Source organism: Mesorhizobium sp. M0854 (assembly GCF_040319815.1).
GTDB lineage: Bacteria > Pseudomonadota > Alphaproteobacteria > Rhizobiales > Rhizobiaceae > Mesorhizobium.
Map to the genome: position 1 here is coordinate 119811 of NZ_JAMYOL010000012.1, position 25316 is coordinate 145126.

22 protein-coding genes and 1 pseudogene are annotated in these 25316 nt (G+C 62.3%); 7 read left to right on the plus strand and 16 right to left on the minus strand.

Annotated elements, in window-relative coordinates:
• Nucleotides 1-301 precede the first annotated feature (301 nt).
• From NKH99_RS19860 to NKH99_RS19870, 3 genes are all read right to left on the minus strand, one after another.
• Nucleotides 302-715: a GNAT family N-acetyltransferase gene (locus NKH99_RS19860; RefSeq protein WP_353015091.1), complete on the minus strand. Its 414-nt coding sequence runs from the start codon at nt 713-715 to the stop codon at nt 302-304.
• Nucleotides 716-742: 27 nt separating this feature from the next.
• Nucleotides 743-2425 (minus strand): NAD+ synthase, encoded by a 1683-nt coding sequence (locus NKH99_RS19865; protein WP_353015093.1) that lies wholly within the window; start codon nt 2423-2425, stop codon nt 743-745.
• A 65-nt stretch (nt 2426-2490) separates the two neighbouring features.
• On the minus strand, nt 2491-3204 hold the full coding sequence (locus NKH99_RS19870; protein WP_352502474.1) for a DNA-3-methyladenine glycosylase I: 714 nt from the start codon (nt 3202-3204) through the stop codon (nt 2491-2493).
• Between the two features lie 83 nt (nt 3205-3287).
• On the opposite strand from NKH99_RS19870, the gene NKH99_RS19875 reads away from it, so the two are divergent.
• Complete coding sequence (locus tag NKH99_RS19875; protein ID WP_023680015.1) at nt 3288-3851, plus strand: DUF1003 domain-containing protein; 564 nt, start codon at nt 3288-3290, stop codon at nt 3849-3851.
• Entirely contained in the window at nt 3848-4435 is a 588-nt protein-coding gene (locus NKH99_RS19880; protein ID WP_353015096.1) for a DedA family protein, read from the plus strand. Before NKH99_RS19875 ends, NKH99_RS19880 begins: the two co-directional genes overlap by 4 nt.
• Nucleotides 4436-4438: 3 nt before the next feature.
• On the opposite strand, the gene NKH99_RS19885 is transcribed toward NKH99_RS19880, so the two are convergent.
• The 6 genes from NKH99_RS19885 to NKH99_RS19910 all read right to left on the minus strand — a co-directional run bounded on the left by NKH99_RS19885 (nt 4439) and on the right by NKH99_RS19910 (nt 11424).
• On the minus strand, nt 4439-5026 hold the full coding sequence (locus NKH99_RS19885; protein WP_353015098.1) for a hemerythrin domain-containing protein: 588 nt from the start codon (nt 5024-5026) through the stop codon (nt 4439-4441).
• A gap of 40 nt (nt 5027-5066) precedes the next feature.
• On the minus strand, nt 5067-5426 hold the full coding sequence (locus NKH99_RS19890) for a diacylglycerol kinase (RefSeq protein WP_352471749.1): 360 nt from the start codon (nt 5424-5426) through the stop codon (nt 5067-5069).
• A gap of 77 nt (nt 5427-5503) precedes the next feature.
• On the minus strand, nt 5504-5923 hold the full coding sequence (locus tag NKH99_RS19895) for a GFA family protein (protein ID WP_353015101.1): 420 nt from the start codon (nt 5921-5923) through the stop codon (nt 5504-5506).
• 149 nt (nt 5924-6072) lie between these two features.
• Nucleotides 6073-7446 (minus strand): class II 3-deoxy-7-phosphoheptulonate synthase, encoded by a 1374-nt coding sequence (locus NKH99_RS19900; protein ID WP_352540630.1) that lies wholly within the window; start codon nt 7444-7446, stop codon nt 6073-6075.
• 179 nt (nt 7447-7625) lie between these two features.
• Nucleotides 7626-11123, minus strand: a complete 3498-nt coding sequence (gene mfd / locus NKH99_RS19905; RefSeq protein WP_352816413.1) for a transcription-repair coupling factor — start codon at nt 11121-11123, stop codon at nt 7626-7628.
• A 13-nt stretch (nt 11124-11136) separates the two neighbouring features.
• Nucleotides 11137-11424, minus strand: a complete 288-nt coding sequence (locus tag NKH99_RS19910) for an FAD assembly factor SdhE (protein ID WP_352471754.1) — start codon at nt 11422-11424, stop codon at nt 11137-11139.
• Nucleotides 11425-11515: 91 nt separating this feature from the next.
• Here NKH99_RS19910 and recG point away from each other — a divergent pair, with 91 nt between their 5' ends.
• Nucleotides 11516-13624: an ATP-dependent DNA helicase RecG gene (recG, locus tag NKH99_RS19915; RefSeq protein ID WP_352502469.1), complete on the plus strand. Its 2109-nt coding sequence runs from the start codon at nt 11516-11518 to the stop codon at nt 13622-13624.
• Here recG and NKH99_RS19920 read toward each other — a convergent pair.
• The 4 genes and pseudogenes from NKH99_RS19920 to glmS all read right to left on the minus strand — a co-directional run bounded on the left by NKH99_RS19920 (nt 13576) and on the right by glmS (nt 16871).
• On the minus strand, nt 13576-14328 hold the full coding sequence (locus tag NKH99_RS19920; protein ID WP_023680026.1) for a DUF502 domain-containing protein: 753 nt from the start codon (nt 14326-14328) through the stop codon (nt 13576-13578). The two genes, recG and NKH99_RS19920, sit on opposite strands and share 49 nt — an antisense overlap.
• Before the next feature lie 81 nt (nt 14329-14409).
• Nucleotides 14410-14709: a HigA family addiction module antitoxin gene (locus NKH99_RS19925; RefSeq protein ID WP_352540632.1), complete on the minus strand. Its 300-nt coding sequence runs from the start codon at nt 14707-14709 to the stop codon at nt 14410-14412.
• Between the two features lie 37 nt (nt 14710-14746).
• A pseudogene (locus tag NKH99_RS19930) lies at nt 14747-15015 on the minus strand (type II toxin-antitoxin system RelE/ParE family toxin).
• 32 nt (nt 15016-15047) lie between these two features.
• Complete coding sequence (gene glmS / locus NKH99_RS19935; RefSeq protein ID WP_353015106.1) at nt 15048-16871, minus strand: glutamine--fructose-6-phosphate transaminase (isomerizing); 1824 nt, start codon at nt 16869-16871, stop codon at nt 15048-15050.
• Between the two features lie 227 nt (nt 16872-17098).
• Here glmS and NKH99_RS19940 point away from each other — a divergent pair, with 227 nt between their 5' ends.
• Nucleotides 17099-17452 (plus strand): ADP-ribosylation/crystallin J1, encoded by a 354-nt coding sequence (locus NKH99_RS19940; protein WP_353015107.1) that lies wholly within the window; start codon nt 17099-17101, stop codon nt 17450-17452.
• 1 nt (nt 17453) lies between these two features.
• On the opposite strand, the gene glmU is transcribed toward NKH99_RS19940, so the two are convergent.
• Together glmU and NKH99_RS19950 are read right to left on the minus strand one after the other, a co-directional pair.
• Nucleotides 17454-18815, minus strand: a complete 1362-nt coding sequence (gene glmU, locus NKH99_RS19945) for a bifunctional UDP-N-acetylglucosamine diphosphorylase/glucosamine-1-phosphate N-acetyltransferase GlmU (RefSeq protein ID WP_353015109.1) — start codon at nt 18813-18815, stop codon at nt 17454-17456.
• Nucleotides 18816-18945: 130 nt separating this feature from the next.
• Nucleotides 18946-19893 carry an AraC family transcriptional regulator gene (locus tag NKH99_RS19950; protein ID WP_352502464.1) on the minus strand — a complete coding sequence of 316 codons (948 nt, stop codon included), beginning with the start codon at nt 19891-19893 and terminating at the stop codon, nt 18946-18948.
• Nucleotides 19894-20022: 129 nt separating this feature from the next.
• Here NKH99_RS19950 and NKH99_RS19955 point away from each other — a divergent pair, with 129 nt between their 5' ends.
• Entirely contained in the window at nt 20023-20916 is an 894-nt protein-coding gene (locus NKH99_RS19955) for an SDR family oxidoreductase (RefSeq protein ID WP_353015110.1), read from the plus strand.
• Nucleotides 20917-20940: 24 nt separating this feature from the next.
• Here the strand turns inward: NKH99_RS19955 and NKH99_RS19960 are convergent, their stop codons facing one another.
• Nucleotides 20941-21687 (minus strand): cytochrome c biogenesis CcdA family protein, encoded by a 747-nt coding sequence (locus NKH99_RS19960; protein WP_352471765.1) that lies wholly within the window; start codon nt 21685-21687, stop codon nt 20941-20943.
• 187 nt (nt 21688-21874) lie between these two features.
• Between NKH99_RS19960 and NKH99_RS19965 the strand changes: the two genes are divergently transcribed.
• Nucleotides 21875-22252, plus strand: a complete 378-nt coding sequence (locus NKH99_RS19965) for a COG4315 family predicted lipoprotein (RefSeq protein ID WP_352471767.1) — start codon at nt 21875-21877, stop codon at nt 22250-22252.
• Nucleotides 22253-22699: 447 nt separating this feature from the next.
• Nucleotides 22700-25315, plus strand: coding sequence for a type I DNA topoisomerase (gene topA, locus NKH99_RS19970; RefSeq protein WP_353015112.1), 2616 nt, complete (start codon nt 22700-22702; stop codon nt 25313-25315).
• Nucleotide 25316: the final 1 nt, after the last annotated feature.

Here is a 25316-nt window from a genome sequence, read left to right on the forward strand (position 1 = left end):
ATGCGGAGGTTTGGCGTATTTGGCGGCCCTGTAGAGGGGCGGCGACCGGCAGCGGCGAAATACCTGCCTCGGTTCAGCCTTGCCGCGAGGCTATCTCGCGGCGCACTGACCAAGACCTAGGCTTCGCGGCCTCGCATAACGATGTCAAATCCTGGCATTCGGTTCCTCCTGAAGGGGAATCGCGGAGAGGTGTTTATAGAGACGCGTCAACGCCGCGCCAAGTCAGTAGATAGCCAAAAGCGCATCTGGTCCAAGCAGTGAGACGATTTTGCAACAATCGCGGGTTGTGCGCTGCCTCTGTTCAGGTTGCCGGGATACGGTCGAAGCGCATATAGCGGCCGTCGGTGGAAGGCCTGAAGCCGAGCTTTTCGTAAAGCGCATGGGCGTCGTTGGTCGACAGGCTCCAATGCGTGACCGTCTTGACGTCCGAGTGGTCGATAAGCGCCTGGACAAGCCGGGTTCCGATGCCTTGTCCGCGATACCCGGGCCAGACAATTATGTCGGCGAGATAGGCAAATACCGTACGGTCGGTGATCGCCCGGCCGAAGCCGACCTGATTGCCGCCGACATAGGCGCCGACGCACAGTGAGTTGGCAAAAGCGCGGCGGTGCAGTTCATCGCTGCGGCCGCTGCCCCAATAGCTCGCCTTCAAAATGTCGGATGTCGCCCGGAAGTCGATCCGCGACAGGTCAAAGCTAATTTCAAGGTTGGCCATGGCTAAACCGTTACGCAGGCCAATGGCCTACCCGCGATCCCTGAACCGGTTGGTGATGGGATAACGGCGGTCGCGGCCAAAGTTCTTCCTGGTGATCTTCACGCCGGGCGCCGCCTGCCGGCGCTTGTATTCTGCGACGTAAAGCAGGTGCTCGACACGCGCCACCGTCGCCCGGTCATGGCCGCGCGCAACGATCTCGTCGACGCCCATCTCGTTCTCGACCAGACACTCCAATATGTCATCGAGCACTGGATAGGGCGGCAGCGAATCCTGGTCGATCTGGTTCTCTCGCAGTTCCGCCGAGGGCGCCTTGTCGATGATGTTGGTCGGGATCACCTCGCCGGACGGACCGAGCGCACCCGGCGGCACATGCGCGTTGCGCCAACGCGACAATGCATAGACCTGCATCTTGTAAAGATCCTTGATCGGATTGAAGCCGCCATTCATGTCGCCGTAGAGCGTCGCGTAGCCGACCGACATCTCGCTTTTGTTGCCGGTGGTGACCACCATCGAGCCGAACTTGTTGGAAATCGCCATCAGGATAGTGCCACGTGCACGGCTCTGCAGGTTCTCCTCGGTAATACCTTCCTTGGTGCCCTCGAAAAGCTGCGTCAGCGCGTGCAGGAAACCTTCGACCGGCTCGAAGATCGGCACGATATCGTAGCGGCAGCCGAGTGCGCGGGCGCAGTCCTCGGCATCCTTGAGCGAGTCCTTCGAAGTGTAGCGGTAAGGCATCATCATGGCGCGCAGCCGTTCCTCGCCGAGCGCGTCGACGGCAAGTGCCGCGCAGATCGCCGAATCGATGCCGCCTGAGAGGCCGAGCACGACATTCTTGAAGCCGTTCTTGTTGACGTAATCGCGCAGGCCCAACATGCAGGCGCGGTAGTCGGCCTCCTCCTTCTCCGGGATTTTCGACATCGGTCCGTCAGAGCAGACCCAGATGTCATTCTTTCGCTTCCAGGTGGTGACGTTGACCGTCTCCTCGAACTGGCTCATCTGGAAGGCCAGCGTCTTGTCAGAACCTATGGCAAACGATGCGCCATCGAAAACCAGCTCGTCCTGGCCGCCAAGCTGGTTGGCATAGATAATCGGCAGTCCGCATTCGATGACCTGGCGGATGACGATCTGGTGGCGGACGTCGACCTTGCCGCGGTAATAGGGCGAGCCGTTCGGGACCAGCAGGATTTCCGCGCCGCTTTCGGCCAGCGTCTCGCAGACGGCAACCTCGCCCCAGATATCTTCGCAGATCGGCACTCCCACGCGCACGCCGCGGAAATTGACCGGCCCCTGGATCTCGGGGCCGGCCTGGAAGACGCGCTTCTCGTCGAACTCACCGTAATTCGGCAGATCGAGCTTGTAGCGTTCGGCAAGGATCTTGCCGCCGTCGGCAAAGATGATCGAATTGTGCGTGCCGGTCTTGCGCTTCAACGGCGTGCCGATGACGAAACCCGGGCCGCCGTCGGCGGTATCGCCGGCGAAATCCTCCGCCGCCCGCTCGCAGGCCTTCAGGAAGGCAGGCTTCAGCACCAGATCCTCAGGCGGATAGCCGGCAAGGAAAAGCTCGGTAAACAGCACGAGGTCGGCGCCTTGGCGGGCGGCATCCGCTCTCGCCTCGCGTGCCTTGGCAAGATTGCCGGCGACGTCGCCGACCGTCGGATTGAGCTGGGCGACGGCGATGCGCAATATGTCTGGAGCGGTCTTGTCTATCATGCCCGTGGGTTTAGCGCGGCAAAATTCGTCGGGCAATGGCGTTCGTTTGGACCAAACAGTCGATCCTATTCGCCCATATATTCGCGCAAGGCTTCCGGCGGATGGTTCTCGCCGATCGACATTGCCAGAATGCGCGAAATGTGCCGGCGCGGCAGCCCGGTTTCCGCCGCCCAGGCGTTTATCTGTACTTGGATCTTGTCCAGGTCCTTCTTCGATGTCGGGCTCTGCGCGAGGTCGAGCCCGGCGTCGCGCAGCGCTGCCGCCATGTCGGCCGAGACGATGAAGGCGTCCCACTCCAGCCAGCGCAGAAAATACTGGCCGGTATTGCCGCCGAGCCGGCTGCCATGCTTGCCGAGATAGGCCATCAATCCGACCTGGTCATCCGCCGGCCAATTGGCCAGGAACTTGCCGAAGCTGCCATGCTCCTTCGACACGCGCTCGACGAAGGCTGCGTTGTCGCGTACGGATTTGATCTTCTGCGGATTGCGGACGATGCGCTTGTCGAATGTGAGATCGTGCCAGAAATCGTCAGGCTGGAACAGCAGCCGCTTCGGCTCGAAGCCAAGAAATGCTTCCTCGAAACCCGGCCATTTCTGCTCGATGACGCGCCAGACAAAGCCGGCGGCAAAAACCCGCTCGGCCATGGTCGACAGGATCCGGTCGTCCGTAATCTTTGCCACCGCGGCATTGTCGGGCATAGGACCCAGCAGCGACGTCAGCGCTGCCTCACCGCCTTTGCGCTTCGCTGCACGGGCGCGAATTTTCTGAAAATCCACCATTGTTTCCTGACCCCATCGCGTCAATCTACCACTTCCCGTAGGAACCGGCAGCGTCTACCTCATCGCGGACGACGGAGGCGACGATGAACAAAACGATCGAGGACCTGGCAAGCCGCTGGCTGAAGCGAAAGCCGGACGGCCTCAGCGCGCTCGAAAGCCGGGTACTGCAATCTACGCTCGAGCGCACCACGATCTCCAAGGACACCAACAAGGCCGTCGCCTTTCACCAGACGTTTGGAGATCGCCTGGCCGACACCATCGCCCGGATCGGCGGCTCTTGGTCCTTCATCCTGGCATTCATTGGCTTCCTGATCCTGTGGACGGCAGGCAATGTCTGGCTCTTGTCGCGCGCCGCCTTCGATCCCTATCCCTTCATCTTCCTCAATCTCGTGCTTTCCATGGTTGCCGCCCTGCAGGCGCCAGTGATCATGATGGCGCAAAACCGCCAGACGGAGCGCGATCGAATCGACGCCGCCCACGACTATGAGGTTAATCTCAAGGCCGAGATCGAGATCATGGCGTTACACGAAAAGCTCGACGAACTGCGCCACAGCCAGATCATCGGCATGCGAGACGAGATCGCCCGGCTGGCCGAGCAGGTGAAGCGCATCGACGACATTCTGTCGAAGCAGCGAACGTCTTCATGACGGAAGTCATCCATCGTCTCATTGAGCAATATGGATTGGTCGCGGTTTTTCTGGGCTGCGTCGCAGAGGGCGAAAGCGCCGCAATTCTTGGCGGTTTTTTTGCGCATCAGCATGTCTTCATCCCGTGGCAGGCGTTTCTCGCAGCCGCGCTCGGCGCCTTCGGTGGCGACACGTTCTTCTTCATCTTGGGACGGAGCTTCGCCGACCATAAATTCGTGATCAGGCTCCGAGCCCGGCCGGGCTTCAGCCACGCCTACCGCCTTGTCACCTCTCATCCCAACATTTTCGTGCTGTCGAACCGCTACATCTATGGCCTCCGCCTGGTCGGCGGCATCGCCGCCGGGCTGTCGGGCATTGCGGCGGCGCGCTTCGTCATCCTCAACGCCATCTCATCGGTGGTCTGGGCGGCACTGTTCTGCACTGTCGGTTATGTCTTCGGGCTGGGCGCGGAGCACATCGTCGGCCAAGCGCTGGCTCGTCACGAGCGATTACTGATCGCTCTGGCAATCGGCCTTGTTGTGGCCATCCTCGGCTGGCTCGCGGCCCATATCGTCGCCATGAAGGAACTCCGCAAGGGAAGCTGATCGTCAATCAATGCCGAGCGCGCGATCACCCTTCTCGAGGATCAGCGGAATGATCAGGTCTTCCTCGTCGGCAAGATGCCGGGTCAACATGGTGATCAGCCGGCCGTTCTCGTCGGCATAGGCATCGGCGGCGAAACGCTGTTTGTCTTCGCTCTTCTGAAGCGTGCGGATGAAGGCATTTGCCGCCTCGGCATTGCGCTCCAGTCCCTCATGGATTGTGTGGTGATCGGCATCGAGAATCTCGAAGCCGCGCTTCAGACGGGTCTCGGCCCTGGCGAAGACCGGGAAATAATGATGGTCCTCGACATTGTGATGGCCGTCGAGATTGCCGAGGAAATGGTTGAGGCGCGGCGCGAACCAGCGCGCGAATTCCGGCGCGTTCAGCCTACTTTCTCGATAATCGCCGATACCATTGGTGAGCATGCCGCCAAGCTCGCGGAACATGTCGTGCCGCTGCAGCCACATATTGGCTATGCCGTGGATATTGGCATGCGCCTGCCAGTCCTCGCGCGGATATTTTTCGACCAGCCAGCGCAGATCGTCCGGCAGGCCCTCACGTTCAAGCAACAGAAATCCGGTGGTATCGGCCATGTCGGGCCCCTCAGTTGACCTGCATGTAGTGTCTGAAACGTCAGATCGGTACCCCGAGGATCCGCTCGATGACGGCGACGCCCCATACCCCGGCAGCGATCACCACCGAAATCAGCACCGCCAGCGAACCGCAATCCTTGGCCAGTTGGATATCGACGTTGAATTCGCGGCTGAACGCGTCGCATGCCGCCTCGATGCCGGTGTTCAGCACCTCGATCATGATCATGAGCAGCACCGCGCCGATCAGCAACGCATAGCCGCGCCACGATTCCGAAAGGAACCAGCCGAGCGGCAAGGCAAGCACGAGCAGCGTCAGCTCCAGCTGGAAGGCCTCCTCGCCGGCGGCCAGTTTGCGAAACGCCCGCACCGAATTGTAAAAAGCGTCGATCAGTCGCTGCATGCCAAAACCCTTCGGAATCACCGGCAGGGGATAGCGCAATGGCTGGACCAAGGGAATAAGGCGGCCTCTGCAAAGAATCAGCCGGCTGCCACCTTGATCGACGGCGTCGACTTCTCGAACTGCGGCAGCCCGTCATCGATGGCGTAATAATCGCCCTTGTCGCCGACGAAGATATGACATTCGCCTTGGAGCCTAGTTGGCGCGTCGAACAGCCCTGCCATGACCGAAACATAGCCGTCATCGCTCGGCTTCCAGAACAACAGAGAGCCGCATGTCTTGCAGAAGCCGCGCCTGGCGAACGAAGAGGCCTCGTACCAGGTGATGCTCTCCGCGCCGGTGATTGTAATGTCGCGGTCGGCAACGTTGGTCGCCGCATAAAAATGCCCGCTCTGCTTCCGGCACTGCGAGCAATGGCAGTAGACGACACCGCGTAGCGGTCCTCGTGTCTGGAACCGCACTGCCCCGCACAAGCATGATCCGGTGTGACTTTCAGCCATGTCGGCCTCCCGATGCAATTGCCATCGCCTGGCAGGATTCCAGTTTTGCGCGCGTTAGGCACGAGCAAATGCGACACCGGCGGGATTGAATACAAAAAGCGCCGGTTTTCGCCCGGCGCTTCTTCAATGACATCAAAGTTCAGATCATATCAGCCGTTAACGGCCTGCTTGTGCTGGACCGGATGGGTCTTCTTGAGCAGATCGGAGACCAGGAACGCCAACTCGATCGCCTGGTCAGCGTTGAGGCGCGGATCGCAATGGGTGTGGTAGCGGTCCTGCAGCTCTTCGGCGGTGATGGCGCGGGCGCCACCGGTGCATTCCGTGACGTTCTTGCCGGTCATCTCGACATGGATGCCGCCCGGATGCGTGCCTTCGGCGCGGTGCACCTCGAAGAAGGTCTGCACCTCCTTCAGGATGCGGTCGAATGGCCGTGTCTTGTAGCCGGCGGCCTCGATCGTATTGCCGTGCATCGGGTCGGACGACCACACCACGCTGCGGCCTTCCTTCTGCACCGCGCGCAGCAGTTTGGGCAGATGGTCGGCAACCTTGTCGGAGCCGAAGCGGGCGATCAGCGTCAGCCGGCCGGGCTCGTTCTCCGGATTGAGCAGGTCGATGAGCTGCAACAGGCCATCCGGCGTCAGCGACGGACCGCATTTCAGCCCGAGCGGGTTCTTGATGCCGCGGCAATATTCGACATGCGCATGGTCGGGTTGGCGCGTGCGATCACCGATCCAGATCATGTGGCCAGAGGTGGCGTACCAGTCGCCGGAGGTCGAATCGACGCGGGTCAGCGCCTCCTCGTAGCCGAGCAGCAACGCTTCGTGGCTGGTGTAGAAATCCGTCTCGCGCAGCGCGTAATTGGTCTCCGAGGTGATGCCGACGGCCTTCATGAAGTCCATCGTCTCGGTGATGCGGTTGGCGAGCGATTCGTATTTCTCGCCCTGCGGGCTGTCGGACACGAAGCCGAGCATCCATTGATGCACGTTCTCCAGGCTGGCGTAGCCGCCCTGGGCGAAGGCACGCAAAAGGTTGAGCGTCGCCGCCGATTGGCGGTACGCCATCTCCTGTCTTGCAGGATCGGGAATGCGCGACTTGGCGTCGAACTCGATGCCATTGATGATGTCGCCGCGATAGCTCGGCAGCGTTACACCGCCCTTGGTCTCATTGTCGGACGAGCGCGGCTTGGCGAACTGGCCGGCGACACGGCCGACCTTCACCACCGGCTGGGCGCCGGCGAAGGTCAGCACCACCGACATCTGCAGGAAGACGCGGAAGAAGTCGCGGATATTGTCGGCGCCATGCTCGGCGAAGCTCTCGGCGCAATCGCCGCCCTGCAGAAGGAATGCGTCACCGGCAGCGACGGCTGCAAGCTGCTTCTTCAGCTTGCGTGCCTCACCTGCAAAAACCAACGGCGGAAACGTGGCAAGCTGGGCTTCCGTGTTCCTCAGCGCGGCAAGATCCGGATAGGCAGGAACCTGCTGGATCGGCTTGGCTCTCCACGAATTCGGCGACCATTTCGTCATCGAAGCACCTAACGCTCTTTCACACGGACGCCATCGCCCGCCAATCCGCCCCATATGGGGTCGCGGCTCCATACACGAAGCCGATTTCCTATTCTAGACCGGAAGTGGTCGCGTGGCGAATGAGCACGGCACTGCGAAAGTGCCGATGCGGCTGTGCCCAGAGCACCAGCCACGCGCTGCTACGCCGCCTTCTCCACCAGCCGCGCCAGCTGCGTCATGACAACCGCTGAGCCAGCCAGCCGCTTCTCGGGCGTCGCCCAGTCACGGCTGAAGACGACGCTCTGGTCGGGTCGGATCTTGGCCAGCGAGCCCTGTTCGCCGATGAGCTTGACCAGCCCGACCGGATTGGGGAATTCCCGCTTGCGGAAATGGACGACGACACCTTTCGGCCCGGCGTCGAGCTTCTCCACGTTGGCCTTGCGGCAAAGCGCCTTGATGAAGACGATCTTCAACAGATGCTTTACCTCTTCCGGCAACGGTCCGAACCGGTCGATCAGCTCGGCGCCGAAAGCATCGATCTCTTCCGTATTTTCGAGATCGCCAAGACGGCGATAGAGCGCCAGCCTGAGCTGCAGATCCGGGACGTAGCTTTCCGGGATCATCACCGCCGTGCCGACGGCGATCTGCGGCGACCAGCCGCCGTCCTGCACCTCGCCGGAATCCTTCACTTCGGCCACCGCCTCCTCCAGCATCTGCTGGTAGAGCTCGAAGCCGACCTCCTTGATGTGGCCCGACTGCTCTTCGCCAAGCAGATTGCCGGCGCCGCGGATGTCGAGGTCGTGGCTGGCCAGCTGGAAACCGGCGCCTAGCGTATCGAGCGATTGCAGCACTTTCAGCCGACGCTCGGCTGTATCGGTTAGCTTGCGGTTGGCGGGCAGAGTGAACAGCGCATAGGCGCGCACCTTCGAACGGCCGACGCGGCCACGCAACTGATAGAGCTGAGACAGGCCGAACATGTCGGCGCGGTGTACGATCAGCGTATTGGCGGTCGGTATATCGAGGCCGGATTCGACGATGGTGGTCGACAAAAGCACATCGTACTGGCCGTCATAAAAGGCATTCATGATATCGTCGAGCTCGCCGGGCGGCATCTGGCCGTGGGCCACCGCCACTTTCAGCTCAGGCACGGATTCGCGCAGGAAATCATGGATTTCCGTGAGATCGCTGATACGCGGTACGACGTAGAAGGAATGGCCGCCACGGTAGCGCTCGCGCAGCAGCGTCTCGCGGATGACCAGCGGATCGAAAGGGGAGATGAAGGTACGCACGGCCATGCGATCGACCGGCGGCGTGGCGATCAGCGACAGCTCACGCACCCCGGTCAAGGCAAGCTGAAGCGTTCGCGGGATCGGCGTCGCCGACAGCGTCAGAACGTGGACGTCGGTCTTGAGATCCTTCAGCCGCTCCTTGTGCTTGACGCCGAAATGCTGCTCCTCATCGATGATCAGCAGGCCGAGATTCTTGAACGAGATCGAGGAGCCGAGCAGTGCGTGCGTGCCGATGACAATGTCGACTTGGCCTTCGGCGACGCCCTTCTTGGTCTCGGCCAGTTCCTTGGCGCCGACCAGCCGCGAGGCCTGGGCAACGCGGATCGGCAGGCCGGAGAAGCGCTGCGAGAAGGTCTTGAAATGCTGGCGCGACAACAATGTCGTCGGCACCACCACCGCGACCTGAAAGCCTTCCATCGCCGCGATGAAGGCGGCACGAAGCGCGACTTCGGTCTTGCCGAAGCCGACATCGCCGCAGATCAGCCGATCCATCGGCTTTCCAGCGCCCAGATCACCCATGACCGAATCGATTGCCGTTTGCTGGTCGTCGGTTTCTTCATAGGGGAAACGCGCCGCAAACTCGCCATAGAGGCCTTCCGCCGACACCAGCGCCGGCGCGGCCCGCATTTGTCGCTCGGCGGCGATGCGGATCAGCTGCCCGGCCATGTCGAGCAGGCGTTTCTTCAGCCGTGCCTTGCGCGATTGCCAGGCGCCGCCGCCAAGCTTGTCGAGCGTCGCCTCGGCCGAATCCGAGCCATAGCGCGACAGCAGCTCGATGTTTTCCACCGGCAAGAACAGCCGATCGTCGCCGGCATAGTGGATTTCAAGGCAATCGTGCGGCGCACCGACCGCCTCGATGGTGCGCAGCCCGATGAAGCGGCCAATGCCATGGTCGGCATGCACGACGATATCGCCTGAAGACAATGCCGAAGCCTCGGCGATGAAGTCGGACGCGCGCTTCTTGCGCTTCGAGCGCCGGATCAGCCGGTCGCCGAGAATGTCCTGCTCGGCGACGACGACCAGTTTCTCGGTCTCGAAGCCGGATTCGAGCGGCAGCACGGCCAGGGCCGCCTGCCCTGGCTCAAGCCTTTCGGCTTCGGCAAGCGTCGCCACCGGCTCCAGATTGCCAAGGTGATGCTCGACCAGGATCTGGCCGAGCCGGTCGAGCGAACCTTCAGTCCAGCCGGCGACGACGACACGGCGGCGTGCAGCGCGCTCGTCGGAAATGTGTTTGACGACGACGTCGAAGACGTTGGCGTTAGGGTCGGCGCGTTCCTCGACGAAGCTGCGGCCATGGCGCGAGCCGGCATGGAACACCTTTTTCGCACCGGCATCGGGCGCGTCGAAGGAGGTGAAGTCGATCGCTTCGCGCGGACCAAGCGAGGCAATCAGGTTCTCGGGCGACAGATAAAGCTGATCCGGCGACACCGGCTTGTAGGGCACGGCATCCTTCAAGGCGCCGTCGGCCTGTTTTTTTCGCGCCTCGTAATGATCGAGGATCAGAGTGTGGCGCTCGGCCAGTGCCTCATGCGCCAGATGATCAAACACCACGGGCGCATCCGGCAGGTAATCGAACACGGTTTCCAGCCGCTCATAGAAGAACGGCAGCCAGTGCTCCATGCCGGCAAACCGCCTGCCCTCGCTGACCGCCGCATAGAGCCCATCGTCGCGCGAGGGCGCGCCAAAGGCTTCGATGTAGGCGCGGCGGAAGCGGCTGATGGTTTCCGGCGTCAGCGCCACCTCGCTCATCGCCTGCAGCGCCATCGACTTGCGTTGGCCGATGGTGCGCTGGGTTGCGCTGTCGAAGACGCGGATCGATTCCAGCGTATCGCCGAAGAAATCGAGGCGCAGTGCCTCCGTCCAGCCGGGCGCGAAGAGATCGAGAATGCCGCCGCGCACGGCAAATTCGCCGATGCCGCGCACCGTCGGCACCCGCTCGAAGCCGGAAGTCTCCAGCCGTGACACCAGCGCGTTCATGTCGATCTGGTTGCCGGGCTTGGCGTGAAAGGTCTGCGCCTCGACGAGTTCCGCCGGCGGAATGCGTTGAAGCAAGGCGTTCGCGGTGGTGAGAATGACGGCGCGGTGCGGCTTCTTCGCCAGCGCGATCATCGCTGCCAGCGCATCGAGCCGCCTTGCGGCGGCGTCGGCGCCGGGCGAGACGCGGTCGTAAGGCAGGCAGTCCCAGGCCGGCAGTTCCAGCACCGGCAGGCCCGGCGCGGCAAAGGCAAGCGCCTCGACGATCGCCGGCAGACGCTGGCCGTCGCGCGCCACGAACAGCACCGGCTTGTCAGGGGCGATCTCGTGCGCAGCCTGCACCAGCGCAAAGGCTTCGTAGCCGTCGGCGACGCCATCGACGATGAACTGGCCGGCGCGGCCTTTCGGCAGACCGATCGTAGGGATAAGGCTCATGGCTACACGTTGTTCAGAAGGTCATCTCCCGGCGCGAAGCCAGGATTTTTTGCAGGACGGTACAGTCGATATCCGCCGGAACCGGGCGTTCGCCAGTGACGAGAGGCAGGAATTCGGTGTCGGGAATGTCGAGGAGCCTCTCATATTGGTCGATTTCGTCGCCGGTCAAGGCGCCGATCTCGGCATCGGCGAAGCTGCCGAGTATAAGGTCCATCTCGCGCATGCCGCGGTGCCACGAACGAAACAGAAGCTTGCGGCGGCGGGCATCGAGCCCCTCGCTTGATCGTTTCGTTCCGGTCATCTTGCAACATCCTTGCCCAGGCGGCGCATATAGCGTGGATAGAAGGCGGTGTCAGCCTTGCGCTACAGTCGCCGCAACATAAGCTGACATCATGCGTCCCTCCCTCCTCGATCCGCTGTTTGTCCCGATCACCTCGCTTGCCGGGGTCGGGCCAAAAGTTGGCGCCCTGATCGAAAAAGTCGTAGCAGCCGACCTCGGCGACCGGGCCGCGCGCGCCGGGGATCTCTTGTTCGTGCTGCCGCATACTGTCATCGACCGCCGCAACCGGCCTGGCATCGCCGGCTCGGCGGAAGGCGCCATCGTTACGCTCGACGTCCGCATCGACCGCCACCAGCCGCCGCCACGCGGCAACAGGTCGGTCCCTTACCGGGTCTACGCCCATGACGACACCGGCGAGATCGCGCTGACCTTCTTCCATGCCCATGCCGCCTATCTCGAAAAAGCAATGCCCGTAGGCGAGCATGTCGTCGTCTCCGGCCGCATGGAATGGTTCAACGGCCGCCCGACCATGGTTCACCCCGACCATATCGCACTTGCCGACGACGCGGAAAACCTGCCGCTGGTCGAGCCGGTCTATCCGCTGACCGCCGGGCTCTCGGGCAAGGTACTGCGCCGGGCCATCGGCCAGGCGCTGGCCCGCCTGCCGGTGCTGCCCGAATGGCAGGACGGTGAGTTCCGGCGCCGCCATGCCTTTCCTGCTTTCAGCGATGCGCTCAACCGCATCCACAATCCTGCCGACCCGATCGACGTCTCCGTCGACGGCGCAGCGTGGCGGCGCCTTGCCTATGACGAGTTCTTGGCCGGCCAGGTATCGCTGGCGCTGGTGCGGGCCAAGGTCCGCCGATTATCTGGCCGGCCATTGGTCGGCGACGGCCGCATAGTCGAACAACTGCGCGTGGCACTCCCCTATTCGTTGACCATGTCGCAGGAAATGGCGCTTGCCGAAATCAACGCCGATCTCGGTGACCCCGAACGCATGCTGCGCCTTTTGCAGGGCGATGTCGGCTCCGGCAAGACGGTGGTCGCGCTGCTTGCCATGGCGCGTGCCGTCGAGGCCGGCGGCCAGGCGGCATTGATGGCGCCGACCGAAATCCTGGCGCGCCAGCATCTGGCAACAATTGCGCCGTTGGCGGAACGGGCCGGCCTGCGTGTCGCCGTCCTCACAGGTCGCGAAAAGGGCCGCGAGCGTGCCGACACGCTGACCGGGCTGGCCAATGGTGACATCGACATCGTCGTCGGCACCCATGCGCTGTTCCAGGAAACGGTGACGTTCCGTGACCTCGTGTTCGCCGTCGTCGACGAGCAGCACCGTTTCGGCGTCCATCAGCGCCTTGCCATTACCGCCAAGGGCGATGCGCCCGACATGCTGGTGATGACAGCAACGCCGATACCGCGGACGCTGGTGCTGACTGCATTCGGCGACATGGATGTGTCGAAGCTGACGGAAAAGCCGGCCGGCCGCCAGCCGATCCGCACCGTCACCTTGCCGCTTGAACGGCTCGACGAACTGATCGGACGCATGCTCGACGCCGTCGCCGATGGCCAGAAAATCTACTGGATCTGTCCGCTGATCGAGGAATCCGAGGAGATCAAGCTGATGTCGGCCGAGGACCGTTTTGCCTCGCTGAAGCCGCTGTTCGGCGACCGCATCGGCCTGGTGCACGGCCGCATGAAAGGCACCGACAAAGACGAGGCGATGCGCGCCTTCAAGCAGGGCGACACCCGTATCCTGATCGCCACCACCGTCATCGAGGTCGGCGTCGATGTGCCGGACGCGACGATCATGGTCATCGAGCATGCCGAGCGTTTTGGCCTCGCCCAACTGCACCAATTGCGCGGCCGGGTCGGGCGTGGCGACAAGCCTTCATCGTGCGTGCTGCTCTACAAGGATCCGCTCGGCGAGACGGCAAAACGCCGTTTGTCGGTAATGCGCGAGACCGAGGACGGCTTCCGTATCGCCGAAGAGGATCTGAAGCTGCGCGGCGAAGGCGAGTTGCTCGGCACCCGCCAGTCCGGCACGCCGGGCTTCCAGGTGGCGCGCATCGAGGCGCATGCCGACCTGCTCGAGGCCGCTCGCGACGATGCGCGGCTGATCCTGTCGCGCGATCCGGAATTGCAGTCCGAACGCGGCACGGCGCTGCGCCTGTTGCTCTATCTGTTCGGCCGCGACGAGGCCGTGCGGCTCCTGCGTGCCGGCTGAGGCATCGTGTCGAGCGGCGGATTGGCAAGCGCGCCGTGGATCTGCTCGCCATTCACCGTCACCATTTTGACCGCCGGCGCCACCAAGCCGGCCGACACGATCAGCTTGGCTCCGTCCTCGATTGTCATGTCGAGCAGCACAATGTCGGATTTCGGCACATACATCAGAAAGCCCGTCGTCGGGTTGGGCGTACATGGCATGAATACGGCAATCAGCGGATCGCCTTCCCGGTCGAGCTTCTGGTTGATCTCGGTTTCCTTCTCGCTGGCGACGAAGACCAGCGACCAGACCCCTTTGCGCGGATATTCGACCAACCCGACCTGGCGGAACATGTCGCCCTTGTTCGACAGCACGGTCTCGAAAATCTGCTTCAGCGAACGGTAGATGCCGCGCACCAGCGGCATGCGGCCAAGCAGGCGCTCGCCGAAATTGACGATGGCGCGGCCAACGATATTGGCGGTCATAAAGCCGATGAAGGTGATGAGGATCAAGGCAACGATCAGCCCAAAACCCGGCACTGGAAACGGCAGGTAGGTGTCCGGATTGTAGCGTACCGGAATGTAGGGTTTCACCCAGGAATCGACCCAACCGATCAGCGACCAGGCAATGTAGGCGGTAATCGCCAGCGGCGCGCAAACGACGAAGCCGGTCAGGAAATAGTTTCTCAGCCGGGTCATGCCTGAGGTCTTGAGAGCATCCGACATGGTTCACCGCAGCGTGTGTTTGCAGCGCGACACTACTGAACCCCAAGGCGCTTTGGAATGGCGAAGTTTTTAAAAGATCAACTATGCCGCGGCTTCCAGCGGTTCGATCTTCTCGAGCTCCGGTGCGAGTTTCTTCGCCTCGGTTTCAAGTTCATAAGCCTGCTGAAAATTCATCCAGAATTCCGGCGTGGTGTTGAAGAGCCTGGCGAGGCGAAGCGCGGTATCAGGAGTCAGGCCGATCTCTTCCTTGGCAATGCGTTCGATACGGGTACGAGGAAGATTGAGCTTCTTCGCCAGCGCACCGGCACTCATACCGAGCGGGACGAGATATTCCTCGCGCAGGAACTCTCCGGGGTGAATTGGACGTACGAACTTGAGCATGGTTCAGAGACCTCAAGGGTTTAGGGCAAGTGCCCGCTCAATGGTAGTCGACGATCTCCACCTCTTCGGCGCCAGCGTTGGTCCATTTGAAGCAGGCATTGGTCGTTGATACGAATTGAATGCTGCCCAGCTCTGCTCCCTTCAGGGCTTCAAGGCGATTTCCGGGTGGCGATCGTTCAATTGTCCGGCGTTTTCGATCGCTCGAAGACGACGTTCGCCACGGGCAACCAGATCCGGTGGAAAACCTTTCGGTGCCTTCCCCTCGGCAACCGCTTCCACCGCTTTGCCTTTGAACGAAACGATCAACTTGGACCCTATCGGTAGCCGTTTGGAACCGATCATTCCACCGTTACCGATTTCGCCAGATTGCGCGGCTGGTCGACATCCGTGCCCATGAACACGGCGGTGAAATAGGCGAGCATCTGGATCGGCAGTGCGTAGATGATCGGCGAGATGATTTCCGGCACGTCCGGCAAAACGATCGTCTCCATCGTCTTCACCGTGGCGTGCGCGGCGCCCTTGCTGTCGGTGATCAGGATGATCTTGCCGCCGCGCGCCGCCACCTCCTGCATGTTCGAGACGGTCTTTTCGAAGATACGGTCATGCGGGGCGATGACGATGACGGGCATGTTCTCGTCGATCAGCGCGATCGGGCCGTGTTTCAACTCGCCGGCGGCATAGCCTTCGGCGTGGATATAGGAAATTTCCTTGAGCTTCAGCGCGCCTTCCAGGGCCAGCGGAAAATTGGTGTCGCGGCCGAGATAAAGCACGTTCTTGTAGTGCGAGAGGTCGCGCGCGATCTTTTCGATCTGCCCGTCGAGCTTTAGCACCTGGTTGGCATAACGCGGCGCTTCCGACAGCTCGCGTATCAGCGTTTTCTCCTGCTCCTGCGAAATCGTTCCGCGCGCCACGCCGGCCCGCACCGCCAGCGAGGCCAGCACGGAAAGCTGGCAGGTGAACGCCTTGGTCGAGGCGACGCCGATCTCCGGGCCGGCCAATGTCGGCAGGATGACGTCGGATTCGCGCGCCATGGTCGATTCGCGCACATTGACGACCGCGCCGATCTTCATGCCGGCCTTGCGGCAGTAGCGCAGCGACGCCAGCGTGTCGGCGGTCTCACCCGATTGCGAGATGAAGAAAGCGGCATCGTTCTTCGACAGCGGCATCTCGCGATAGCGGAACTCCGAAGCGACATCGATGTCGACCGGCAGCCGCGCATAGCGCTCGAACCAGTATTTGCTGATCAGCCCGGCGAGATAGGCGGTGCCGCAGGCCGAGATCGCCAGCCGGTCGACCTTGGCGAAATCGAACGGCAGGTCGAGCGGCTTCGAGACGCCGCCGACGAAATCAACATAATGCGCCAGCGTGTGCGAGATCACTTCCGGCTGCTCATGGATCTCCTTTTCCATGAAATGGCGGCGGTTGCCTTTGTCGACCATGAAGCTCGTGCTGAGCGACTGTTGGCGTTTGCGGTCGACCTTGTTGCCGCCCATGTCGAAGATATCGACCTCGTTGCGGCGCACCACCGCCCAGTCGCCGTCTTCCAGATAGGTGATCGAATTGGTGAAAGGGGCAAGCGCAATGGCGTCGGAGCCAAGGAACATCTGGCCGTCGCCATGACCGACCGCGAGCGGCGGGCCATTGCGCGCGCCGACGATCAGATCCTCGTCGCCCTTGAACATGATGGCGAGCGCAAAGGCGCCTTCCAGCCGCTTCAGCGCCTTGTGCGCCGCCTCAACCGGCTTCAGCCCCCTGGCCAGTTCGCGAGCCACCAGATGCGCGACGACTTCGGTATCGGTCTGCGAGGCGAAGCTGTAGCCGTCGCGCATCAGCTCGTCGCGCAATTCGGCGAAATTCTCGATGATGCCGTTATGGACGATGGCGACGCCGTCGGAAAAATGCGGATGCGCATTACTCTCGTTCGGAACGCCATGCGTGGCCCAGCGCGTGTGGCCGATGCCGATCATGCCCTCGAGCGGTTCGTCCTTCAGCAGGCGCTCGAGATTGACCAGCTTGCCCTCGGCGCGGCGGCGGTCAAGCCTGCCGTGCTCGATCGTGGCGACGCCGGCCGAGTCATAGCCGCGATATTCGAGCCTTTTCAGCGCATCGACGATAAGCGGCGCGACCGGCGAGTCACCGACAATTCCAACGATACCGCACATGGCGCTTGCCCCCGATTCCGACCTCAAACCCAGCGCTATTTAGAGACTGCCGGGCTGTCGCGAAAAATCACATTCCATTTCGTCCGGTATCAGCCGGACTATCCTGCACAGATGCACCATGACAGGGCGCACTTGCAATCCGGTTACTGCAATTGCTCAGTTTCTCCGCTTATGTATCCTATCTCGGCTCAACGGCTCCAGAAATCAGTCAAAGACATGATGCGGCTATGAACGAACGAATTGACACGGTGACGCTTTGGCGTCCGGTTAGGCCCCGCGAACTGGAGTTGATCCAGAGGGCAGGGATGCGCGCCTTTCCTCCTCGACTTGCCGATCAGCCGATCTTCTATCCGGTTACCAGCGAGGCCTATGCCACCCAGATCGCCCGAGACTGGAACGTGCCCGCGAGCGGATCAGGTTTCGTGACGCGTTTCGAGGTGCGTCGCAGCTTTCTGGACCGTTACAGCGTCCAGCATGCCGGCAGCCGGGCGCATCTGGAATACTGGATTCCGGCCGAAGACCTGTCGGCCTTCAACGATGCAATCGTTGGCGAAATCCAGCTTGTCGCCGAGTTCCGCTAGTCTACCCTTTTTTGCGGGCCGCCGCGGCCTGAGAAAAACGCTCTCGCAACTCCTTGCCCTTGCCGGGTAGAGTCCGCTGGCGGGCGCGGCCGAAAGCCAGCGCATCGTCGGGTACGCTTTCGGTAATGACGCTGCCCGAGGCGATGTAGCCGCCCTTGCCGATGGACACCGGCGCCACCAGCGAGGAGTTCGAGCCTATGAAGGCGCCCTCGCCGATATCGGTGAAGAATTTCGAATAGCCGTCATAATTGCAGGTGATGGTGCCGGCGCCGATATTGGCGCCGGCACCGATGCGGGCATCGCCGATATAGGTCAGATGGTTGACCTTCGCGCCCTCCTCGACGATCGCCTGCTTGACCTCGCAGAAATTGCCGACCTTGGCCTTGGTTCTCAGATCGGCCCCGGGCCGCAGCCGCGCGAACGGCCCGACATCGCAATTCGACGCGATGGTGGCGCCTTCGATATGGCTGAAGGCATGGATCTTGGCCCCCGTCGCGATTTTCACGCCCGGCCCGAACCAGACATTGGGTTCGACGACCGTATCGGCGCCGATCTCGGTGTCGTGCGAGAAGAACACAGTTTCGGGCGCGATCAGCGTAACGCCAGAAAGCATCGCCTCGCGCCGCCGGCGCTGCTGCCAGATACCTTCCGCCTGGGCAAGCTCGGCACGGTTGTTGATGCCGAGCGCGTTCTCGAAACTGGCTTCGGTGGCGACGACATCAAGTCCCTGCGCAGCGGCGATCTCGACGATGTCGGTGAGATAATACTCGCCCTTGGCGTTCTTGCTGCCGACTTGATCGAGCAGCTTCAGCGCGTGCCTGCCGGCGACCGCCATCAGCCCGCTATTGCAGAAGGTGATCTTTTTCTCCTCGTCCGAGCAGTCCTTCTCCTCGCGGATGGCCACGAGCTTGCCGGCCTTTTCGATAAGCCGGCCGTAGCCCGAAGGATTTTCCGTACGGAAGCCGACCACGACGACGGCCGCACCTTCCGCCAGCTTCAGCCTCGCCGCCGCGAGCGCTTCCGGATCGATCAACGGCGTGTCGCCAAACATCACCAAGATATCGTCATAACCTTTTGATATTGCTGCACGTGCGGCAAGCACGGCGTGCGCGGTGCCGAGACGTTTTTCCTGAACGAAAGCCTCGGCCTTCGGCGCAAACTTGAGTGCAGCCTTGCGCATCTCATCGGCGCCATGGCCGATCACCAGCGCCAATTCGCCGCTGCCGGCGGCTTCGGCCGCCTTGACGACATGGGCAACCATCGGCAGGCCCGCGATTGTGTGCAGCACTTTCGGCACTGCACTCTTCATGCGCGTGCCTTCACCGGCGGCGAGGATGATGGACAGGCAGGATCTCTGGCTCATGGGGACAGCAACCGTTGAAAGGGGTCTGGAATCGAAGCGTTAGTAGCACCGGCGCCATGCTGCACCAATGCGGTTAAATTCCGGTGAGACGGTGGAACCTCCAACCCGCGACACGCTCAAGCCGATCGGCTCAGGCGGCTTCCGCCTCGTTGCGTGATGCGAAGCTGGGGGCTCGGCCACGGCCGTATTGCCGTGGCGAACAGTTCATGACCCGCTTGAAGGCTGTGCTGAAGGCGCTTTCGGATTCGTAGCCGAGCGAAAGCGCTATGACGGCGACGGGATCGCTGGAATTCGTCAGCCGGTCGCCAGCCAGCAGCATTCGCCAGCGCGTCAAATAGTCCATCGGCGACGCGCCAACCGTCTCCTTGAATCTGAGCGCAAAGGTCGATCGCGACATGCCGGCCCGTTCCGCCAGTTCCTGTAGCGTCCAGCCATGCGCCGGATCGTCATGCATGGCGCTGATCGCCGCGCCGATCTGTTTGTCCGCGAGGGCAAAGAGCCAGCCGATGCCACCTTTCAATCCTTCCGAAAGATGCAGCCGCAGCGCCTGAACCAGCATCATGTGGGCGAGGTGCTGGATCATCAGAAAGCCGCCCGGCTGCGGCTCGCGCAGCTCCTGCATCATCCGCTCCACAGACCAGCGCAGCGCCGACTGGTCCGACTCTTTGCGGATATGCACAATGGCTGGCAGCATCCGCAACAGCATGCCGGCATGATTGCCGCCAAGCGCGAAGCGGCTGCTGACCAGAAAGAAATCACCACCGCCATTGTGGGTCACGACACCGCCGGCTCGCGCAGGCGGAAAAATCTTGACGGCTTCAACAGGCGTCAAGCTCATGTCGCTTGCAAGGCGGAAAGGCCGTCCACTCGGCAGCAGGAAGCAGTCTCCCGTCTCAAGGCGCACTGCGTCAGCAACGCCCTCCACAGACAGCCAGCACCGGCCGGAGACCACCGCTCCGGTCTTGATGCTTTGCTGCTGGTCGGGGAACTGGATCGACCATTCACCACCAGCATCGAAACCGGCCGACATATAGTTTCGCGGCTTCAGCAGCGAGAGCACATCTGAAAGGGGATCCACAGGTCATTCCGGACGATTGCGAAGATAATACGGACTTTACCGCATAGATCGTATTTTCTCAAGCGCCTATCACGACACAACTGAGCCGCGAAAATGGTCGTGGCCAGAAACGAACAAGGAGAAGTCGTGATGCGTGTTTTCGTTACCGGAGCGACCGGATTCGTCGGTTCTGCCGTCGTTCAAGAACTCGTCGGCGCCGGCCATCAGGTGCTCGGCCTCGCCCGCTCGGCGGCGTCGGCCAAGTCGCTTGCAGCCACCGGAGCCGAGGTGCATCGAGGTGACCTCGAAGACCTCGAAAGCCTCAGCAGGGGCGCAGCGGCAGCTGATGGAGTGATCCATACCGGCTTCAACCACGACTTCTCGAAGTTCGCGCAAAATTGCGAGATGGACCGGCGCGCCATCGAGGCCTTGGGCGGTGCACTCGAAGGCTCCGAGCGGCCCCTGCTCGTCACCTCCGGGACCGCGCTCCAGGTGCGGGGCCGTATCGCGACCGAGGAAGATGCGCCTGTCCCATCTTCCGCTTCGTATCCCCGCGCCTCCGAAGCGACAGCCGCCGCGCTGGCGGCACGCGGCGTGCGCGCGTCGGTTGTGCGCCTTCCTCCGTCGGTCCATGGCCAAGGCGACCACGCTTTTGTTCCTATTCTCATCGACCTCGCTCGCAAGAAGGGCGTGTCGGCCTATATCGGCGAAGGGCTCAATCGCTGGCCTGCCGTGCATCGGTTCGATGCCGCCCGCGTCTACCGGCTTGCGCTCGAGCATGGAGCCGGTGGCGGGCGATATCACGCGATCGCCGAAGAAGGCGTTCGGTTCAAGGACGTCGCCGGCGTGATCGGCCGGCGCCTAAACGTGCCGGTCGTCGCCAAGTCCGCGGAAGAAGCCGCCGATCATTTTGGCTGGTTCGCTATGTTCGCGGCGATGGATGTCCCGACCTCGAGCGAACGGACCCAGGCGCTGCTGGGGTGGCAGCCGAGCGGACCCGGGCTGATCGCTGATATCGACCAGCCGGGCTATTTCGAAGGCTGAACAGACCCATGTCGGGCGGCAAACCTATCCCAATTGCCCCAGCACCGGAAAATTCTCGAGCAACCAATAGGACACCGCCTGCACGCCGCCGGTCAGGAAAAACACGCCGGCGACCACCAGCAACGCGCCGATGGCCTTTTCGACGCGGCCGAGATGGACGCGGAATTTCCCGAGAAAGCGCATGAAGGCGCCTGAAAACAGCGCCGCAACGAGGAAGGGAATACCGAGGCCGAGCGAATAGGCGGCGAGCAGCAGCGCGCCCTCGCCCACCGTCTCGCGGCCGCCGGCAAGCGTCAGGATCGGCCCCAGCACCGGGCCGATACAGGGCGTCCAGCCAAAGGCGAAGGCCAGGCCCATGACGTAAGCGGCGATCAGGCTGGCCGGCTTGCCTTGTGACTGGAAGCGCGCCTCGCGTGAAAGCAAAGGGATGCGCAGTACGCCGAGGAAATTCAGCCCCATCAGGATGATCAGCACGCCTGCCGCCATTGCCAGCGGCTCCTGCCAGACTCGCAGCAAATGGCCGATGGTCGAGGCGCCGGCGCCGAGCGCGACGAAGACGGTCGAGAAGCCGAGCACGAAGGCGATTGAGGAATTAATCAGCGCGCCTCGCGCGCCGGCCTTTGCCGTAATGCCGGCCTCGCCGCGGAAATCATCGACCGACACGCCGGCCATATAGCACAGGTAAGGCGGCACCAGCGGCAGCACGCAGGGGGACAGGAAGGAAATTGCTCCCGCCCCGATCGCACTGACATAGCCGACGTCCAATGCCATTTCCGTCTCCCGATGACTGCGCAGCCATATAGCCGCGACAACAGCCGTCCGCCAATCACCATCGCGTGGCCCCATCACATTGGGTAGCAAGTCGACGCCCGCCCGGGAAGAAAGGGCGGCCAGGCAGCGTTGGTCAAACGAAACTGCGTTGTTCCGCGCGCTTTTCGAATGATCCAGGGAGAAGTCCATGAAAACGATCGCAATTGGCATGGCCGCGCTTTTGCTCGGCACTGCCGCATCCTTCGCTGCCGAGGCGTGGAAGGAAGCGGAGGTCGGCGGCACCAAGATCTACACCGACGCCAGCGGCATGACGCTCTACACATACGACAAGGACGAGGCGGGCAAGTCGAACTGCTACGACAAATGCGCCGCCAATTGGCCGCCGCTGAAGGCTGACGCCAACGCCAAGGCCGAGGGCGAGTGGACGATCGTCGACCGCACCGACGGCACCAGGATGTGGGCCTACGAAGGTAAGCCGCTCTACACGTTCATCAAGGACAAGAAGGCCGGCGACGTGACCGGCGAGGGTGTCGGCGGCGTCTGGCATATCGCCAAGGCCGACTAGGCCTTGAGCTTCTGATCGGCCGTAACAGGCGGTAACACGGCTGGTCGCTGGGAACTCGACCCAACCGCCCCGGCGGCCAGCTTTTCAGCACGGTACTTCCTTGCGACTGTCCGAGCAAAATGCCGGGCAAGCGATTGCGCGCTTTACCGCATCTGTTCAAGCAGGGCTGGCGCGTGCTCGATGTTTCTCTTATATCCGCGGGAGAGTTTGTCCCGTTCTCCAGGATCAATTGCCGGGTTTGTCCAGCGATAGGCTGCTCATTTCCCTTGTCCAGGATTGCGGAAATCGCATGGCGCGCCGTTGGGTTGCGCATTCGGTACAGGGCCGCATTTTGACTGCTTGGCCTTGACCGGATGCAAAAGCGCGGCCATGTGAGCGACACATTGAACGAGATTTCGTCGCGCGCAGCGGAATTCTTCTGCCGCATCACAACTGATATGAGACCGTATGGACGTCGTCGTCGTCGAATCGCCGGCCAAGGCGAAGACAATCAACAAGTACCTCGGCAAGAACTACAAGGTTCTGGCCTCGTTCGGCCATGTCCGCGATCTGCCGGCCAAGGATGGCTCGGTGCGTCCGGATGAGGACTTTGCCATGTCCTGGGCCGTCGACACCGCGTCTGGAAAGCGTCTCGCCGATATCGCCAAGGCGGTCAAGGACGCCGACGGGCTGATCCTCGCCACCGATCCGGACCGCGAGGGCGAAGCGATCTCCTGGCATGTCCTGGAAGTGCTGAAGCAAAAGCGCGCGTTGAAGGACAAGCCGGTCAGCCGCGTCGTCTTCAACGCCATCACCAAGGCGTCCGTGCTGGAGGCGATGGCCAATCCGCGCCAGATCGACGCGCCGCTGGTCGATGCCTATCTCGCTCGCCGTGCGCTCGACTATCTGGTCGGCTTCACGCTGTCGCCCGTGCTGTGGCGCAAGCTGCCCGGCGCCCGCTCCGCCGGCCGCGTCCAGTCGGTGGCGCTGCGTCTGGTCTGCGACCGCGAATCCGAGATCGAGCGCTTCATCCGCGAGGAATACTGGCAGGTCGCCGCCATTCTCGGTACGCCGCGCAAGGATAATTTCGAGGCGCGGCTGACCGCCTTCGAGCGCAAGAAGCTGCAAAAGCTCGACATTTCCAACAAGGCGCAGGCCGACGACATCAAAGCGATGCTCGAAGGCGCCAGCTTCAAGGCGGCGTCGGTCGAAGCCAAGCCGACCAAGCGCAATCCCGGGCCGCCCTTCACCACCTCGACGCTGCAGCAGGCAGCCTCATCGGGCCTCGGCTTTTCGGCCAACCGCACCATGCAGGTGGCTCAGCGGCTCTATGAGGGCATGGAGATCGGCGGTGAGACCACCGGCCTGATCACCTACATGCGAACCGACGGCGTGCAGATGGCGCCGGAGGCGATCTCTGCCGCGCGCGATGCGATTGCCAAGGAATTCGGCCCTAAATACCTGCCTGAAAAGCCGCGCTACTATTCCGCCAAGGCCAAGAATGCCCAGGAGGCGCACGAAGCGATCCGTCCGACCGATTTCATGCGCACGCCGGCTTCCGTCAGGCAGTATCTCGACGCTGACCAGGCGCGGCTTTACGAGATGATCTGGAAACGCGCCATCGCCAGCCAGATGCAGCCGGCCGAGATAGAGCGCACCACGGTCGAGATCGAGGCAGTCAACGGCCCGCGCACCGCCGAGCTTCGCGCTGTAGGCTCGGTTGTTCGCTTCGACGGCTTCCTTGCCGCTTACATCGAGCAGAAGGAAGAAGATTCGGAAGACGAGGAAAGCCGCCGCCTGCCCGAGATCCGTGCCGGCGAGCAGCTCACACGCGAGGCGATCAACGCCACCCAGCACACCACCGAGCCGCCGCCGCGTTATTCGGAAGCTTCGCTGATCAAGAAGCTGGAAGAGTTGGGCATCGGCCGGCCGTCGACTTATACGGCGATCCTGAAGACGCTCGAGGATCGTGACTATGTCACCATCGACAAGCGCAAGCTGGTGCCGCAGGCCAAGGGCCGGCTATTGTCGGCCTTCCTCGAAAGCTTCTTCGAGCGTTATGTCGAGTACGACTTCACCGCTTCGCTGGAGGAAAAGCTCGATGAGATTTCCGACGGCAAGCTCGCATGGAAGGACGTGCTGCGCGATTTCTGGAAGGATTTTTCCGGCGCCGTCGCCGACATCAAGGAGTTGCGCGTCACCGACGTCCTCGATGCATTGAACGAGGAACTGGCGCCGCTGGTCTTTCCCGCGCGGGAAGACGGTTCGAACCCGCGCATCTGTCCGAAATGCGGCACCGGCAACCTGTCGCTGAAGCTCGGCAAGTTCGGCGCCTTCGTCGGCTGTTCGAACTATCCCGAATGCTCCTTCACCCGCCAGCTCGGCGACGCCGCCAATCCCAATGGCGAGAACGGCGGTGGTGAAGACGGCACCAAAGTGCTCGGCAAGGACCCCTATACCGCCGAGGAGATCACGCTGCGCAATGGCCGGTTCGGCCCCTATATCCAGCGCGGCGACGGCAAGGATGCCAAGCGCTCCAGCCTGCCCAAGGGCTGGACGGTCGATTCGATCGATCACGAAAAGGCGCTCGCCTTGTTGTCGCTGCCGCGCGACGTCGGCAAGCATCCGGAATCCGGCAAGATGATTTCGGCCGGGCTGGGGCGGTACGGGCCGTTCGTGCTGCATGACGGCACCTACGCCAATCTCGACAGCATCGAGGACGTGTTCTCGATCGGCCTCAATCGCGCCGTCTCGGTGATCGCCGAGAAGCAATTGAAGGGCAAAGGCGGCCGCAATGGCGGCACAGCCGCTGCGCTCAAGGAACTAGGCGAGCATCCTGCCGGCGGCGGCAACATAGTCGTGCGCGACGGCAAATACGGGCCTTATGTGAATTTCGGCAAGGTCAACGCGACGCTGCCGAAGGGCAAGGATCCGCAATCGGTGACGATCGAGGATGCGGTGTCGCTCATTGCGGAAAAGGAAGCCAAGGGCGGCAACGGCGCCAGGAAGCCCTTCCGCAAAGCGGCCGCGCCTGCCAAGAAACCGGCTGCGGCCAAAAAACCGGCGGCCAGGAAAAAGGGATAGG

Coding starts and splice junctions, on each gene's coding strand:
- NKH99_RS19955 (WP_353015110.1), top strand. CDS start 20,023: ATGCGTGTTTTCGTTACCGGAGCGACCGGATTCGTCGGTTCTGCCGTC.
- NKH99_RS19920 (WP_023680026.1), bottom strand. CDS start 14,328: ATGTCGGATGCTCTCAAGACCTCAGGCATGACCCGGCTGAGAAACTAT.
- recG (WP_352502469.1), top strand. CDS start 11,516: ATGCGTCCCTCCCTCCTCGATCCGCTGTTTGTCCCGATCACCTCGCTT.
- NKH99_RS19960 (WP_352471765.1), bottom strand. CDS start 21,687: ATGGCATTGGACGTCGGCTATGTCAGTGCGATCGGGGCGGGAGCAATT.
- NKH99_RS19895 (WP_353015101.1), bottom strand. CDS start 5,923: ATGGCTGAAAGTCACACCGGATCATGCTTGTGCGGGGCAGTGCGGTTC.
- NKH99_RS19940 (WP_353015107.1), top strand. CDS start 17,099: ATGAACGAACGAATTGACACGGTGACGCTTTGGCGTCCGGTTAGGCCC.
- glmU (WP_353015109.1), bottom strand. CDS start 18,815: ATGAGCCAGAGATCCTGCCTGTCCATCATCCTCGCCGCCGGTGAAGGC.
- NKH99_RS19890 (WP_352471749.1), bottom strand. CDS start 5,426: ATGCAGCGACTGATCGACGCTTTTTACAATTCGGTGCGGGCGTTTCGC.
- NKH99_RS19925 (WP_352540632.1), bottom strand. CDS start 14,709: ATGCTCAAGTTCGTACGTCCAATTCACCCCGGAGAGTTCCTGCGCGAG.
- NKH99_RS19880 (WP_353015096.1), top strand. CDS start 3,848: ATGACGGAAGTCATCCATCGTCTCATTGAGCAATATGGATTGGTCGCG.
- NKH99_RS19910 (WP_352471754.1), bottom strand. CDS start 11,424: ATGACCGGAACGAAACGATCAAGCGAGGGGCTCGATGCCCGCCGCCGC.
- topA (WP_353015112.1), top strand. CDS start 22,700: ATGGACGTCGTCGTCGTCGAATCGCCGGCCAAGGCGAAGACAATCAAC.
- mfd (WP_352816413.1), bottom strand. CDS start 11,123: ATGAGCCTTATCCCTACGATCGGTCTGCCGAAAGGCCGCGCCGGCCAG.
- NKH99_RS19875 (WP_023680015.1), top strand. CDS start 3,288: ATGAACAAAACGATCGAGGACCTGGCAAGCCGCTGGCTGAAGCGAAAG.
- glmS (WP_353015106.1), bottom strand. CDS start 16,871: ATGTGCGGTATCGTTGGAATTGTCGGTGACTCGCCGGTCGCGCCGCTT.
- NKH99_RS19860 (WP_353015091.1), bottom strand. CDS start 715: ATGGCCAACCTTGAAATTAGCTTTGACCTGTCGCGGATCGACTTCCGG.
- NKH99_RS19885 (WP_353015098.1), bottom strand. CDS start 5,026: ATGGCCGATACCACCGGATTTCTGTTGCTTGAACGTGAGGGCCTGCCG.
- NKH99_RS19900 (WP_352540630.1), bottom strand. CDS start 7,446: ATGACGAAATGGTCGCCGAATTCGTGGAGAGCCAAGCCGATCCAGCAG.
- NKH99_RS19865 (WP_353015093.1), bottom strand. CDS start 2,425: ATGATAGACAAGACCGCTCCAGACATATTGCGCATCGCCGTCGCCCAG.
- NKH99_RS19870 (WP_352502474.1), bottom strand. CDS start 3,204: ATGGTGGATTTTCAGAAAATTCGCGCCCGTGCAGCGAAGCGCAAAGGC.
- NKH99_RS19965 (WP_352471767.1), top strand. CDS start 21,875: ATGAAAACGATCGCAATTGGCATGGCCGCGCTTTTGCTCGGCACTGCC.